The organism is Jannaschia formosa, assembly GCF_003340555.1.
Lineage (GTDB): Bacteria > Pseudomonadota > Alphaproteobacteria > Rhodobacterales > Rhodobacteraceae > Jannaschia > Jannaschia formosa.
This window is the reverse complement of sequence record NZ_QPLJ01000037.1, coordinates 17,186-30,084: the sequence shown is the minus strand read 5'-3', so window position 1 is coordinate 30,084 and position 12,899 is coordinate 17,186. Positions and strand designations below refer to the sequence as shown.

Annotated in this window: 11 protein-coding genes and 1 pseudogene; 3 read left to right on the top strand and 9 right to left on the bottom strand. The window is 67.1% G+C overall.

All coding sequences use genetic code 11. The features are described 5' to 3' along the window. The 5 genes and pseudogenes from DR046_RS21255 to DR046_RS21235 form a co-directional block, all read right to left on the bottom strand. Positions 1–127: pseudogene (locus DR046_RS21255) on the bottom strand (IS5/IS1182 family transposase); the annotation flags it as partial. Positions 128–313: 186 nt separating this feature from the next. After that, positions 314–685 carry an HD domain-containing protein gene (locus tag DR046_RS21250; RefSeq protein ID WP_115384376.1) on the bottom strand — a complete coding sequence of 124 codons (372 nt, stop codon included), beginning with the start codon at positions 683–685 and terminating at the stop codon, positions 314–316. A 465-nt stretch (positions 686–1,150) separates the two neighbouring features. Next, a complete protein-coding gene (gene derI, locus DR046_RS21245) occupies positions 1,151–1,606 on the bottom strand; it encodes a D-erythrulose-4-phosphate isomerase (protein WP_115384375.1) in 456 nt (151 codons plus the stop codon). Positions 1,607–1,623: 17 nt separating this feature from the next. Further along, entirely contained in the window at positions 1,624–2,391 is a 768-nt protein-coding gene (locus DR046_RS21240) for a triose-phosphate isomerase (RefSeq protein WP_115384374.1), read from the bottom strand. Further along, positions 2,388–3,167, bottom strand: a complete 780-nt coding sequence (locus DR046_RS21235) for a DeoR/GlpR family DNA-binding transcription regulator (RefSeq protein ID WP_115384373.1) — start codon at positions 3,165–3,167, stop codon at positions 2,388–2,390. Before DR046_RS21235 ends, DR046_RS21240 begins: the two co-directional genes overlap by 4 nt. Before the next feature lie 137 nt (positions 3,168–3,304). Here DR046_RS21235 and tkt point away from each other — a divergent pair, with 137 nt between their 5' ends. Genes tkt through fba form a run of 3 tightly spaced genes read left to right on the top strand, consistent with a single transcriptional unit; the run spans position 3,305 to position 7,372 of the window. After that, entirely contained in the window at positions 3,305–5,317 is a 2,013-nt protein-coding gene (gene tkt / locus DR046_RS21230) for a transketolase (protein ID WP_245191044.1), read from the top strand. Then, positions 5,301–6,329, top strand: coding sequence for a class 1 fructose-bisphosphatase (locus DR046_RS21225; protein ID WP_245191042.1), 1,029 nt, complete (start codon positions 5,301–5,303; stop codon positions 6,327–6,329). The genes tkt and DR046_RS21225 overlap by 17 nt, the downstream gene beginning before the upstream one ends. Positions 6,330–6,337: 8 nt before the next feature. Continuing rightward, positions 6,338–7,372, top strand: coding sequence for a class II fructose-bisphosphate aldolase (gene fba / locus DR046_RS21220; RefSeq protein WP_115384370.1), 1,035 nt, complete (start codon positions 6,338–6,340; stop codon positions 7,370–7,372). Positions 7,373–7,431: 59 nt separating this feature from the next. Here the strand turns inward: fba and DR046_RS21215 are convergent, their stop codons facing one another. From DR046_RS21215 to DR046_RS21200, 4 genes are all read right to left on the bottom strand, one after another. Beyond that, complete coding sequence (locus DR046_RS21215) at positions 7,432–8,388, bottom strand: sugar-binding transcriptional regulator (RefSeq protein ID WP_115384369.1); 957 nt, start codon at positions 8,386–8,388, stop codon at positions 7,432–7,434. Positions 8,389–8,710: 322 nt separating this feature from the next. Then, positions 8,711–9,643 (bottom strand): TIM barrel protein, encoded by a 933-nt coding sequence (locus tag DR046_RS21210; protein ID WP_115384368.1) that lies wholly within the window; start codon positions 9,641–9,643, stop codon positions 8,711–8,713. Between the two features lies 1 nt (position 9,644). Further along, on the bottom strand, positions 9,645–11,153 hold the full coding sequence (locus DR046_RS21205) for a glycerol-3-phosphate dehydrogenase (protein WP_115384367.1): 1,509 nt from the start codon (positions 11,151–11,153) through the stop codon (positions 9,645–9,647). Continuing rightward, entirely contained in the window at positions 11,150–12,724 is a 1,575-nt protein-coding gene (locus tag DR046_RS21200; protein ID WP_115384366.1) for an FGGY-family carbohydrate kinase, read from the bottom strand. The genes DR046_RS21205 and DR046_RS21200 overlap by 4 nt, the downstream gene beginning before the upstream one ends. Positions 12,725–12,899 lie beyond the last annotated feature (175 nt).

Sequence of the window (12,899 nt, the reverse complement as noted above, 5' to 3'; positions counted from 1 at the left end):
CGCCCAAGCTCGCCAGCGCGTCGTTCACCACCCGCCGGATCGTGCGCAGCGGATGACCCCCCGGGATGCGCTCCTCCAGCTCGACATAGCTGAACAGCGATCCCGTCGTCCGATCCGTCCCGCGCATCCCAGCCCCCGCCGTCAACCACGGCGAAAGTGAATCATGTCCCGAAAAGCACGTCGAGGGCGGGGTTTTTCAGCAGCCTGTTGGTCCTAGTCCGTCCGCAGCGGCCCGCGCCACGTCGCGCGACCGGGCCTCCCGTGCCGCGCCCGTAACGCCGTCGATCCGGAACCGTATCGGCGCAGAACCGATCTAGTCCGCTAAGGTCAACAACCCCGCGAACAGCGCGACCGCTCGGGGGGCAAAGGGGTCAGCAATCGACGTGCCGATCGCAGGGTACAGGATGCGCTCCCGATCGAGGAGCGCGCCGAGTTGCTCCACGGGATTATACCCGGGCTCCGAGCGCCAGTGAGCCGCGTCCTCGGATCGCCGCTTGTCGAGGTCCAGCGGTCGTCCATGATGCGCCAGCATGGCAAGGAACGCGTCCTGCGTCATGGCGCCGATCAACGGCTCCAGCCGATGCCACAGCTTGGGGCAGCCGTTGGGCAACAGCTGGAGCAGATGTCCAATCAGCAGCGCACCGTCCCACTGCCGCCGCCAGGACCCCGCCTTGGCCTTGCCCATGTCGTGCAGTAGGCGGCTGCGCTAAGCCGCTCCGCCTCCTCCCGTCCGAGCGGCCGGGCGAGGCAGCGCGCGACACGCTCCGTCCAACCTGCCTCAAGGAGAGCCGCGAAGACGGCCGACACGTCCGCCCCATGATCCGCTTGCGGCAATGCTCGGTCGCCGTCGAGCTTCGCCCAAGCATGTTTGATCATGTCGAACTCCCCTCCCGCAGCACCCGCTACACCGTCGACCGGCTCACCCCCAGCTCCGCCGCGATCGCCACCGGTTGGGGCAGGGTGCCCCTGCTTCGGGAACCTGACTTCAAGGTCGAGATCGCCGCCTTGGCCCCGTTCACTCCGCTGTCGATGGCCAGTATCCGTTCCACGGCGTTCCTTATTGAGGCGACACTGGCATGCTCGAAGTCCGGGGTAGGGAACCTGAACTTCAGCGTGCCGCGACTGTCCGGCGGCCGAAGACGCCACGCAATCAGGCCCTCTTGTACTTGGCGTCGACTTCGTTGATCGCGTTGACGTTTCCGGCCGAGCGGCCCTCGGGGTCGAAGGAGTTCGAGAGGAAGGCGTCGGCGATGTCCTTGGCCAGTTCGGGTCCGATGACCCGCGCGCCCATTGTGATGACGTGGGCGTTGTTGGAGGTGGACGCCTTCACCGCGGAATAGGTGTCGTGGCATTGTGCGGCGCGGATGCCCGGCACCTTGTTGGCCGAGAGCGCCACGCCGATGCCGGTGCCGCAGAACAGGATGGCGCGGTCGTACTCGCCTGCCAGTACCGCCGAACACACCCGGTCGGCCATGTGGGCATAGAATCTGTCCGGCGCCTCGGGGACATGGGAGAGGTCGGATACCTCATGCCTGCCCTTGAGATGTTCCGCGACGACCTTCGCCAGCGGTTCACCCGCGCTGTCGCCCGCGATTGCGATTTTCATGCCGTTTCCTCTTCGGATCAGATAGTTGCGGCGCATTTCTCCAAGATGTCGAGGTAGCCCTCGACGACCCAGGCCGAGCGCCCGATGAAGAGCCCGTCGATATGCGGGCACTGGATGAGTTCCTGACAGTTGCCGGGGTTGACCGACCCGCCGTAGAGGCAGGGCACCCGGCGGCCCAGCAAGTCCTCGGCCACCGCGATGATCTCGGCCTGCCGGTCGTCGGCATAATCCGACGTGGCGGGGATACCGTTTTCGCCGATGGCCCAGACCGGCTCGTAAGCCAGCAGGACGGGCGCGGCTTTCTGCGCGTCGCTCAGCCGTCCCAGCGCACCGCGCACCTGCGCCTCCAGAACCGCCTGCGCGCGTCCCGCCTCGCGCTCGGCCAGCGTCTCGCCGATGCAGATCAGCGGGATCAGCCCGTGTCGCACGGCGGCCTCGGTCTTGAGGCCCACGGTCGCGTCGGTCTCGCCGAAATGCTCGCGCCGCTCGGAATGGCCCAGCTCGACGATGTCCAGTCCGCAATCGGTCAGCATCGGGGGCGAGATCTCTCCCGTCCAGGCGCCCCGGTCCTCCCAGTGCATGTTCTGCGCCCCGACCTTCACGGAGCTTTCCGCAAGGATCCGCTTGACCTGCCGGACGGCGGTGAAAGGCGGAATCACGAACCGCTGGAGGCGCGGATCTCGATCGTCGTCGGCAGCCGCCAGCGCGCTGGCAAAGGCTTCCGCCTCGCTCAGCGTCTTGTTCATCTTCCAGCTGGTTCCGATCCAGAGCGGAGTGTGCGTCATTGCTCTGGCTCTTGTGCCTGGGCATCGGTCAGGGTCAGGCCTGCCCCATCCAGCGCCGCGCGGGCCGCCGTATCCGGAAGCCGGTCCGTGATGATGTGATCGAAGTCCGACAGCGCGGCGAGCCGATGCAGCGCGGTGCGGCCGAACCGCGTGTGGTTGACCAGGAGCACGCTGGACGCGGCCTGCCGCATCATCGCCTGCTTGGCGCGCAACACGTTCTCGTCCATGTGATAGACCTCCAGCCCGGACACGGCCGGCGAGGAGACGAAGGCGATGTCGGCGCTCAGAACCGAAAGGGCGTCTTCGGTGACCTTGCCGAGGAATGCGTTGAACTTGGCCGAGTAGACGCCACCGAGCGCGATCAGGGTGATGCCCGTCTCGCCGCGCAGGGCGTCGATGATCGCGGCGTTGTTGGTGATCACCGTCAGCGGGCGCTTCGTGACCAGTTGCTGACCAAGGATCGCGGCCATGGACCCGTCGTTGATCATCACGGTCATGCCCGGCTCGATCAGCCGCAGCGCCGACTGAGCCATCGCCGCCTTGGCCGGCCGGTCCTGAAGTTCGCGAAGGCGGAAATCGCTCTCGAACTGGGTGCCGGACCGGATCGTCGCGCCGCCGCGGATCTTGCGCAGAAGCCCCTCAGTCTCGAGGTCGTCCAGATCCCGGTGGATCGTCATCCGCGAGACGCCGAACCGGTCGACGAGCGCATCGAGTTCCACCTCTCCGTTCGCGATCAGAAGATCCATGATCATCTGCTGTCTGTCGTTTCTTCTCATGGGTTGGCCCTCTCATTCATAACAATACATGTATCAAAAATCACGTCAACAGAGTTATCATGTGATTTAATGTTGTGATTATTGCGCGCTCCTGTATCAAGGTCGCCACGGAGGAGGACGCCATGCCCAAAGATTCGATGCCCCAGGATGTCGCCGCCAAGGCCGCGCTCGACCCGACAGGATTTGACCTGGCCAACTGTATCCGTGCGCTGTCGATAGATGCGGTCGAGGCCGCAAAGTCCGGGCATCCAGGTGCGCCGATGGGCATGGCGGACGCCGCGACCGCGCTGTTCCGCGATCACCTGAAGTTCGATGCGTCGGCGCCTGACTGGCCGGACCGCGACCGGGTCGTGCTCTCGAATGGCCACGCCTCGATGCTGCTCTATTCGCTGCTGCATCTCACCGGCTATGCCGACATGACCCTCGAGCAAATCCGCAGCTTCCGCCAGCTTGGATCCCGGACGGCCGGGCATCCCGAATATGGCCACGCCAAGGGGATCGAGACGACGACCGGACCGCTGGGGCAGGGGCTTGCCAGCGCAGTCGGGATGGCGATGGCCGAGCGCGTCCTCGCCGCGGAGTTCGGGTCGGAACTCGTCGATCATCACACCTATGTCTTCCTCGGGGACGGCTGCCTGCAGGAAGGCATCGGACAGGAAGCGATCTCGCTGGCCGGGCATCTGGGGTTGGGCAAGCTGATCGTGCTCTATGACGACAACCAGATCACCATCGACGGCCCCACATCAGTGTCCTTCTCGGACGATGTGCCGGCCCGGCTTGCGGCCTGCGGCTGGCACGTTCTGGAATGCGACGGGCACGATATTCCCGCCGTGTCGAAGGCCATTGCCGCAGCCAGGGCCGAGACCGGCAAGCCCACCCTGATCGCGATGAAGACAGTGATCGGGTTCGGCGCGCCGACGAAGGCCGGCACCGCCGCGGCACATGGCGCGCCGCTCGGCGCGGAGGAGGCGGCGGCGGCCAAGGCGGCGCTTGGCTGGGACTCGCCCCCGTTCGAGATTCCCGCCGATCTGGCGGCGGAGTGGCAAGCCATCGGTGGGCGCGGGGCGACGGCACGGCAAGTCTGGGAGAAGCGGCTTGCCGCCTCGCCCGACCGCGCCGAATTTACCCGCCGCTTGGCGCGCGGATTGCCTGAAAGATACGCCCGTGCCGTGGCCGATGCCCGGGCTTCGCTTCTTGCGACGCCGCAAAACGTGGCTACCCGGAAAGCGAGCCAAATGGCGCTGGAGGCGCTGGCCCCGGCCGTCCCCGAATTGATCGGCGGGTCGGCCGACCTGACGGGCTCGAACCTGACGCGGGTGCCGGCCGTCGACCAGCAGTTCTCGCGGCAGACGCCCGGCCGCTATATCGGCTACGGCGTGCGCGAATTCGGCATGGCCGCGGCGATGAACGGGATGAGCACGCATGGCGGGCTGATCCCCTATGGCGGCACCTTCCTCGTGTTCTCGGACTATGCCCGCAACGCAATCCGGCTTTCGGCGCTGATGGGGGTCGGCACGATCTACGTGATGACCCACGACAGCATCGGCCTCGGCGAGGACGGACCGACCCATCAGCCGGTGGAGCACCTGACCTCGCTGCGCGCGATCCCCAATCTTCGCACCTTCCGGCCCGCCGACGCGGTGGAGACGCTGGAATGCTGGGACATCGCCATCCGGTCGCGCGAAACACCGTCGCTTCTGGCGCTGAGCCGTCATGCCGTGCCGCAACTGCGGCTGGAGGACGCGGACGAGAACCTGAGCGCCAGGGGGGCCTATGTGATCCGGTCGTTCGGGGATAACCGGGACCTGACCATCCTGGCCACCGGGACCGAGGTCAGCCTGGCCGTCGAGGCGGCCGAGGTGCTGGCCGGGAGCGGTCTGGGTGTGGCCGTAGTCTCGATGCCTTCCTGGGAACTGTTCGAGGCCCAGCCGGCCGACTACCGGGCAGGCGTGCTGGGCCGCGTGCCGCGTCTCGCCGTCGAGGCGGCCAGCAAATACGGCTGGACCCGCTACGTGGCGAGCGAGGACGACGTGATCGGGATGGACGGCTTCGGCGCCTCCGGCCCCGCAGAGGAGCTCTACGAGACGTTCGGGATCACGCGCGACGCGATCGTCCACCGCGCCCGGGCGTTGCTTGGCGAGCGCGACTGAGATGGCGGGCGCGCCGCTGAACTTGGCCATCGACGGGCCGATCACCTTCCCGACATTGATGGCGCATCTCGATGCCTGGGCAGGTGAGGATCCCGCCCGCCGGGATCTGGCGAAGCTCCTGACAGCCCTTGCCGAGGCAAGCATTCCCCTGGCCGCGCGCCTTGCGCAGGGTGGGCTGCCCGGCGATCCGACGGAGGTCATAGGGACCAACAAGTCGGGCGACCGTCAGAAGGCGCTCGACATGGCGGCACACCACCACTTCATCTCGGCGCTGCACGGCATGTCCGTCGCGCGAGTGCTGTCCGAAGAGGCGGAGGAGGTCGAAACCGTCGACGCAGAGGGCCGCTTCGACATCGCGATGGACCCGATCGACGGCTCTGGAAGCATCGGGATCGGCGCGCCGCTCGGCGCCCTGTTCTGCGTGTTTCCGGCCGGGGACAGTTTCCTGCGTCCGGGGCGCGAGATCGTCGCCGCCTGCTATGTCTCGTTCGGGCATTCCGTCGATTTCGGCTTCAGCACCGGCGATGGTGTCGCCATCGCGACGCTCGACCCGGGAACCGGAACCTTCCACGTGGGTGCCACCGGCGTCACGCTGAGGCCCGACACCTCGACCGTCGCCTTCAACGCGTCGAACCGGCGGCGCTGGTCGCGCGGGCTGCGGCGCTACGTGGACGACCTGCTGCTCGGGGCGGAGGGGCCGCGGGGGCGCGACTTCAACATGCGCTGGATTGCGGCTGCCGTGGGCGACCTGCACCGGATCCTGCGCCGGGGCGGCGTGTTCCTCTATCCTGGCGACGCCCGTCCGGGATACGAGGCGGGCTTTCTGCGCCTCGCCTACGAGGCCTTTCCCATCGCCTACCTGATCGAACAGGCCGGCGGCACCGCCACGGACGGCCGCACTGCCATCCTCCACTTGAGCCCGGCGCATCTGCACGACCGCGTGCCTCTGATCTTCGGCAGCCGTGGCGAAGTCGCCGCGCTGTGCGACTACCTCACCTCCTTCGACGAATAGGACCAGCCATGCCCCGCATCAGCCTCCGACAGCTTCTGGATCATGCCGCCGAGAACGGCTACGCCGTCCCCGCCTTCAACATGTCCAACATGGAGCAGGGGCTGGCCATCATGGCCGCGGCCGACGATACCGGGTCGCCGGTGATCCTGCAGGCCAGCCGGGGCGCGCGCGCCTATGCCAACGACATCGTCCTGGCCAGGCTGATCGACGCCCTGGTCGAGATCTACCCGCATATCCCGGTCTGCATGCATCTCGATCACGGCAACAACCTGGCCACCTGCGTCACCGCCATTCAGCACGGCTTCACTTCGGTGATGATGGACGGCTCGCTGATGGAAGACGGCGCCACCCCCGCCGACTACGCCTACAACGCCCGCATCACCCGGGCGGTCGTCGACATGGCCCATCCCGCGGGCGTGTCGGTCGAAGGCGAACTGGGCGTGCTCGGCTCGCTCGAGACCGGGCAGGGCGATCAGGAGGACGGCCACGGCGCGACCGGCACGCTGTCGCACGACCAGCTCCTGACCGACCCCGAAGAGGCCGAACGCTTCGTCGCCGACACCGGCGTGGATGCTCTGGCCGTGGCGATGGGGACCAGCCACGGCGCCTACAAGTTCACTCGCAAGCCGGATGGCGAAGTCCTGGCAATGGACGTGATCGAGGCGATCAACAAGCGCCTGCCGAACACGCATCTGGTGATGCACGGCTCGTCTTCCGTGCCCGAGGAGTTGCGGCTCCTGATCAACGAATACGGCGGCGACATCAAACCGACCTGGGGCGTGCCGCTGGAAGAGATCCGGCGCGGCATCCGGCATGGCGTGCGCAAGGTCAATATCGACACCGACCTGCGCCTCGCCGCCACGGCGGCGATCCGCAAGACGCTGGTGGGTACGCCGGCGGAGTTCGACCCGCGCAAGTATCTCAAGCCCGCGATGGACGGGATGAAGGCGCAGTGCATCGAGAAATTCGAGGCCTTCGGAACCGCGGGCCAGGCCGCCAGAATTCGCGCGCGGCCCCTCTCGCAAATGGCCTTGGCCTATTGAATCAGCGACGGAAGGGGGCCGTGACATGGGCAGACCGCGCGACTGCCGCGGCGGGCCTGTCAGTCGTCGAGGAGGGCCCGTGCCGTGCGCTCGTCGGTGATCAGGCCCGAGAGCCGTCCGCTTTTCAGCACGGCGCGGAGCGGGACGACCTTCTCCTGGCCGCCCGCCAGCGCGATGATGCGATCGTCGCGGGTCTCGTCCAGCGACACGGCGAGCGTGCGCGAGGTCAGCGGCGTTTCGAGCGCGTTGCCGTCCGGGTCGAAGAAATGGCCCAGCATCTCGCCCACGCCCCCGGCCTCGGAGATCGCCTCGATCTCGGCGCGTTCGATCATGCCGGAGGCGACAAGCTGCGTTTCCGCCTCCACCGTGCCGATGCCGACGACCTTGAGCGGCGCCGTCTCGGCCAGCTGGAATATCTCGGCGACCCCGCGCTGGGACAGCAGAACCACGCGATCTTCGGCGGTGTTCGCGAAAAAGGGGACCGGCATGACATAGGCCTTCGCGCCGGTCTTTTCGGCCAGCAGATGCATGACGTCATGCGGGTTGGCTGAAAAGTTGCGGGTCAGCCCGCCGAGAAGGGACACGAAACTCAAGCCGTGCGCGTCGAAGCGAGGCATCGCGCGGACCGCTGCGGCCAGCGTCCGGCCGTGGCCGATGCCGATCGTCAGCTCCTCGCCGCTTTCCAGCCAACGCCGCAGCCAGGACGCTCCGGCGAGACCAAGAGTACGCAGGGGCAGACCTTCCTCGTCCAGATCGGGCGAGACCTCGCAGGTCGAGAGCCCGTAGCGCAGGCAAAGCGCCTGCTCGAGTTCGATGCACTCGATGATGTCGCCTTCGATGCTGACCTTCACCGCGCCTTCTGCCACCGCCCGGGCGATCAGTCGGTGCGCCTTGACCGATGGCACGCCAAGCCGGTTGGCGACCTCGGCCTGCCGCATTCCGCCCACGTAGTGCAGCCACGCGGCGCGGATCGACAGGGATTGCTCGGCATCGCCCGCACCGCGATCTCTCGCCATCTGTCGCCCTCCGCTATCCCGCGCCCGACGCGCTCGCTTCATGGTCCTCGCCAGGTCCGGCGCGTCTGGCGGCACGGCGGCTGGCCTTCATCGACGGTGGGCCGGCCGCGGTGGACAGGCCGCCATCTCGCGTGCCCGGCCGCGATGGTCGGCGCGCACGCCCTGCCTGTCCAGCCCCGGCAGCCCTTGCCGTCGCGCCGTCACGTAGAGCGTCGCAAGGGCATGTTCTACCCATAAGGGGGCGTCTGCACCATTCTGCGGCGCCCTCCTGCCGAAGCGGATTTCGGGTGCCGTGGCAAAGGGAAAAGGCGCGCGGCGTGGTTCAGACATTCAGATCGCCAGACCCGCTATCGATATGCGCCGCCCAGAACGCCACGCTTTCGGCGATCTGCGCAATCACCTGCCGGTCGTTGGGCTCGCGTTCCTTGAAGGACAGTTCGAGACAGATCTCGTTGTCCAAGGCGCCACCCTCGGCGAAGGCCCGAAGCAGCGGTTCCGGCTGGATCGCGCCTCTGGCGTTGAACTCGGCCGTAAAGGGCCGGTGACCGGACTTGTCCATCATCGACTGCTTGATGTGGATGATCGGGCTGACCCGGGGCACAGCCCGGGCCCAGGCATAGGGGTCGGTGTCGTCGGGGTTGTCGCTGGTCACGTCGCCGTGGTCGATATCGGCCATCATCCACATCGGCACCGCCATCCCGGCGGCCGTCAGGCGATCCTGCAGGGCCATGCAGCTTGCGATCGTCTCGCCGAATTCGCGGCCGACGCTCATCGGTTCCCAGAAGACATATTCCAGCCCGGCAGCCTTGGCGTGCTCGGCAACCTCGGCCCAGCAGTCGATCGCGATCTGCAACAGGTCCTCGCGCCGCGCCGGGTCGTCGAAGTCCCGATAGGTGAAGATCGCGAACTGCGTTCCGACAGAGGTGCCGCCCAGGTCGCCGATGATGTCGGCGAAGGTCCGGAACCAGTCGACGTAGTAGCGCCGCACCTCCCGATCCGGATGACCGAAATGGTTCAGCCGTCCGTATGGCCCCGTCATGCCCGAGGTGATCCGCGCACCCGTCCGCCGCAGCGCCGCGTCCATGCCACGGGTCAGCCTGCGGATCACCGGCGCGGGCCAGCCGGGGTTGATGAATTCATGCGTCAGCTGGATGTCGCGGATCCTGATATCGCGGGCGATGGCGTCGATCAGGTCGTCCGGCTCGGCAAAGCGGTTCACCAGCGGATTCGTGTTGAGGGAGAGCGTCAGCGCCATGTCAGGCGGCCTCGTCCCTGGCCTCGAACCATTCGGTGAACGCCGCCTGTTCGGCATCGGTCAGGTGCAGCCGATGCTTGGTGCGGCGCCAGAGGATATCCTCGGGGGTCTGGGCCCATTCATGGTTCATGAGGTAGGTCACTTCGGCCTCGTAGAGTTGGCCGCCGAAATGCCGCCCCAGCCCGTCGAGCGAGGTCGCGTCGCCCGCGATCTGCCGCACGCGACTGCCGTAGCAGCGGCCGTAATGGCGGCGCAGCTCACGCGGCATCCATGGATATTCGGCCTTCAACGTGTTGCGGAACAATTCGTAATCGGCATTTTCCAGATCGCCGCCGGGCAGCGGTGCGCGTTCGGTCCAGTCCTTGCCCATATTCGGAAAGAACTTCTCGATCTGGTGCATCCCGCGCTCCGCAAGCTCGCGAAAGGTGGTGATCTTGCCGCCGAAGATGTTCAGAAGCGGCGCGCCGCCGGCCTCCTCGACGTCGAAGACGTAATCGCGGGTCACGGCCGAGGGATTGCCCTCGCCGTCGTCGAATAGCGGCCGCACGCCGGAAAAGGTGGTCTCCACGTCGTCGCGGGTCAGCTCTTCCTTGAAATAGCGGTTCACCGCGTCGATCAGGTACTGGATCTCGCTCTCGTCCGCCGTCACATCCTCAGCCCGGCCTTCGTAGGCGATGTCGGTGGTGCCGATGAGCGCCTTGTCGCGCTCGTAGGGGTTGATGAAGATCACGCGCTTGTCGTGGTTCTGCACCAGATAGGCATTCTCGCCCTTCCAGAACTTGGGCACGATGATGTGGCTGCCTTTGACAAGCCGGACGTTGCGCGACGAATTCGAGCCTGCGACCCGCGTGACCACGTCCGTCACCCAGGGTCCGGCGGCATTGACCAGAACCTTCGCCTCGAACTCCCGGGTTTCGCCGGTGAAGGAGTTGGAGGTCGTCACCCGCCAGACGCCGTTCTCGCGCCGGGCGGAGGTGCAGGGCGAGCGGGTCAGCACCTGCGCGCCGCGTTCGGCGGCGTCCACGGCGTTCAGGATCACGAGCCGCGCATCGTCCACCCAGCAGTCGGAATATTCGAACCCGCGGGTGAACGTGTCCTTGATCGCCGCGCCTTCAGGGTCGCGGCGCAGGTCCAGCGTGCGCGTGCCCGGCAGCTTCTTGCGACCGCCCAGGTTGTCGTAGAGAAACAGCCCCAGGCGGACCAGCCAGGCGGGCCGATCCTGCGGCGAATGCGGCAGCACGAAACGCATCGGCCAGATGATGTGCGGTGCGTTTCGCATCAGCACCTCGCGTTCGATCAGCGCCTCGCGCACCAGCCGGAACTCGTAATATTCGAGGTAGCGCAAGCCGCCATGCACCAGCTTTCCCGACCGCGAGGAGGTGCCTTCGGCAAGGTCGTCCTTTTCGCACAGAACGACGCTCAGCCCACGGCCGGCGGCATCGCGGGCGATTCCGGCGCCGTTGATTCCGCCACCGATCACGAACAGGTCGACCCTGGGTATTTCCGTCATCTCGTTACTCCTTCGGAGGCGCGCATGGAGGCCAGCCCGTCCCAGACGGGGGCCAGGGCGTCGCGCGCCTGGCGGTAGGTGTTGAAAAGCTGGTCATAGACGGGAACGAGGCCCGGATCGGGGGCTTCAGGCTGACCCAGAAGCGGCGTTGTCCATCGTGCGATGCAGGCGTCCATGTCGGCGTAGGCGCCGATCGCGACGGCGGCCATCATGGCGCAGCCGGCGGCGCCGGCCTCCTCCCGCGACGAGACCCGCACCGGCGTGTCGAGCGACGCCGCGAGGACCTGCCGCAAGGCCGCTGACCGCGCCGCCCCGCCGGTCAGCCGCAATTCGCCGGGCATGTCGCCCATCGCGGCGTAGCAATCGCGCGTGGCCATTCCGAGACCCTCGACGACGGCCCGGATCACGTCGGGAAACCGATGCGAGGCGTTCAGGCCCAGGATGCTCGCGCGCGCGTCGGCGTTGACGAAGGGGCCGCGTTCGCCCGCCTCCGAGATATAGGGATGGTAGACCAGCGCACCGGGGCGCGACCGCTCCAGCCATCCATCGATCCTCGCGACCAGATCGGCATGCGACGGCGCATCGCCGAGTTCGGCCATCAGGTCCTCGGCCAGCGCCAGCGCCCAGTCGATGTTCAGTGCGGCGGCCATGTTGGTCTGGACCTGGGTCACCAGATCCGGCACCGGCAGGCAGATCACATAGCCCGTGCCGGCTTCGTTCAGATGCACCTTGTCGGATGTCACCGCGCGCATGTGCACGCCGGTGGAGCCGACTGTCGAACAGGCCGCGCCGGCATGGCCGGTGTGCACGCCCGCGCCGAGTGCGGTCATCACCATGTCGACATAGCCGAGCGAGACCGGCGTGCCGGACCGTAGCCCGGTGGCCTCTGCCGCCTGCGCCGTCAGGGGCCGGGTCTCCTGCGACCCGTCCAGGATCTCGGGCAGAAGATGGCGCTGGGCCTGCAGGCCGAGGGCGGACAGGACCGTGTCGCTGTAGCTCCGGGTGCGGAAGTCGCCGAAGGTGAAGCTCGCCTCGGAGGGATCGGTCGCCCGAACGCCGGTGAGTTTCAGAAACAGCCAGTCCTTGCAGTGCAGCGCCGCCTCCGCCCGGTCCAGCAAATCCGGGAAAGTGGCTGCCATGTGCGCGATCTGGCTGCCTTGCTGACAGGTATTGAGGCCCGTGCCCGTCGCTTCGAACCGTGCGCGTTCGCCCTCTGCCGCTGCGAGCCGTCGCACGGTCGGCGCCGCCCGGGCATCGAGCCAGAGCCATGCGTCGGCGACCGGCGCGTCGCGTTTGCCGACCAGCCATGTGCCGTCGCCCTGACCCGTCAGCGCGATCGCCGCCGTCCGGGACGCGAGGCGCTCGACTTTTTCTCCCAGCCCGCGCAGTGCGGCGGCACAATCGGCCCAGGTCTGCGGCATGGACTGCGTCGCGGAGCCATCCGGCCCCGTGACGTAGCGGTTGCGCACCGACGCCGTGGCAACCTGGCGCCCGGACAGATCGAAGGCCACCGCCTTGATCACCGAGGTCCCTGCATCGATGCCGATGATCAGGTCAGACAAGTCGGACATCTGGGCCTTCCCCCACGATCTCGATCACCTCGGCCTCCTCCTCGTCACAGGGGTCGTTTCTTGCACTTCCACGGCCGCGCGCGACGACGTCGGCAAGGATCTCCGCCGTCCCGCACCCCTGCGCATTTTCGGTGTAGCACAGAAAATCTGCCTGTCCTGATATTTTTTGCAGACA

Bases quoted from the DNA above. Each gene is read 5' to 3' on its own strand.
- fba (WP_115384370.1), top strand. From the start codon at position 6,338: ATGCCCCGCATCAGCCTCCGACAGCTTCTGGATCATGCCGCCGAGAAC.
- DR046_RS21240 (WP_115384374.1), bottom strand. From the start codon at position 2,391: ATGACGCACACTCCGCTCTGGATCGGAACCAGCTGGAAGATGAACAAG.
- DR046_RS21235 (WP_115384373.1), bottom strand. From the start codon at position 3,167: ATGAGAAGAAACGACAGACAGCAGATGATCATGGATCTTCTGATCGCG.
- derI (WP_115384375.1), bottom strand. From the start codon at position 1,606: ATGAAAATCGCAATCGCGGGCGACAGCGCGGGTGAACCGCTGGCGAAG.
- DR046_RS21200 (WP_115384366.1), bottom strand. From the start codon at position 12,724: ATGTCCGACTTGTCTGACCTGATCATCGGCATCGATGCAGGGACCTCG.
- tkt (WP_245191044.1), top strand. From the start codon at position 3,305: ATGCCCCAGGATGTCGCCGCCAAGGCCGCGCTCGACCCGACAGGATTT.
- DR046_RS21250 (WP_115384376.1), bottom strand. From the start codon at position 685: ATGGGCAAGGCCAAGGCGGGGTCCTGGCGGCGGCAGTGGGACGGTGCG.
- DR046_RS21215 (WP_115384369.1), bottom strand. From the start codon at position 8,388: ATGGCGAGAGATCGCGGTGCGGGCGATGCCGAGCAATCCCTGTCGATC.
- DR046_RS21210 (WP_115384368.1), bottom strand. From the start codon at position 9,643: ATGGCGCTGACGCTCTCCCTCAACACGAATCCGCTGGTGAACCGCTTT.
- DR046_RS21205 (WP_115384367.1), bottom strand. From the start codon at position 11,153: ATGACGGAAATACCCAGGGTCGACCTGTTCGTGATCGGTGGCGGAATC.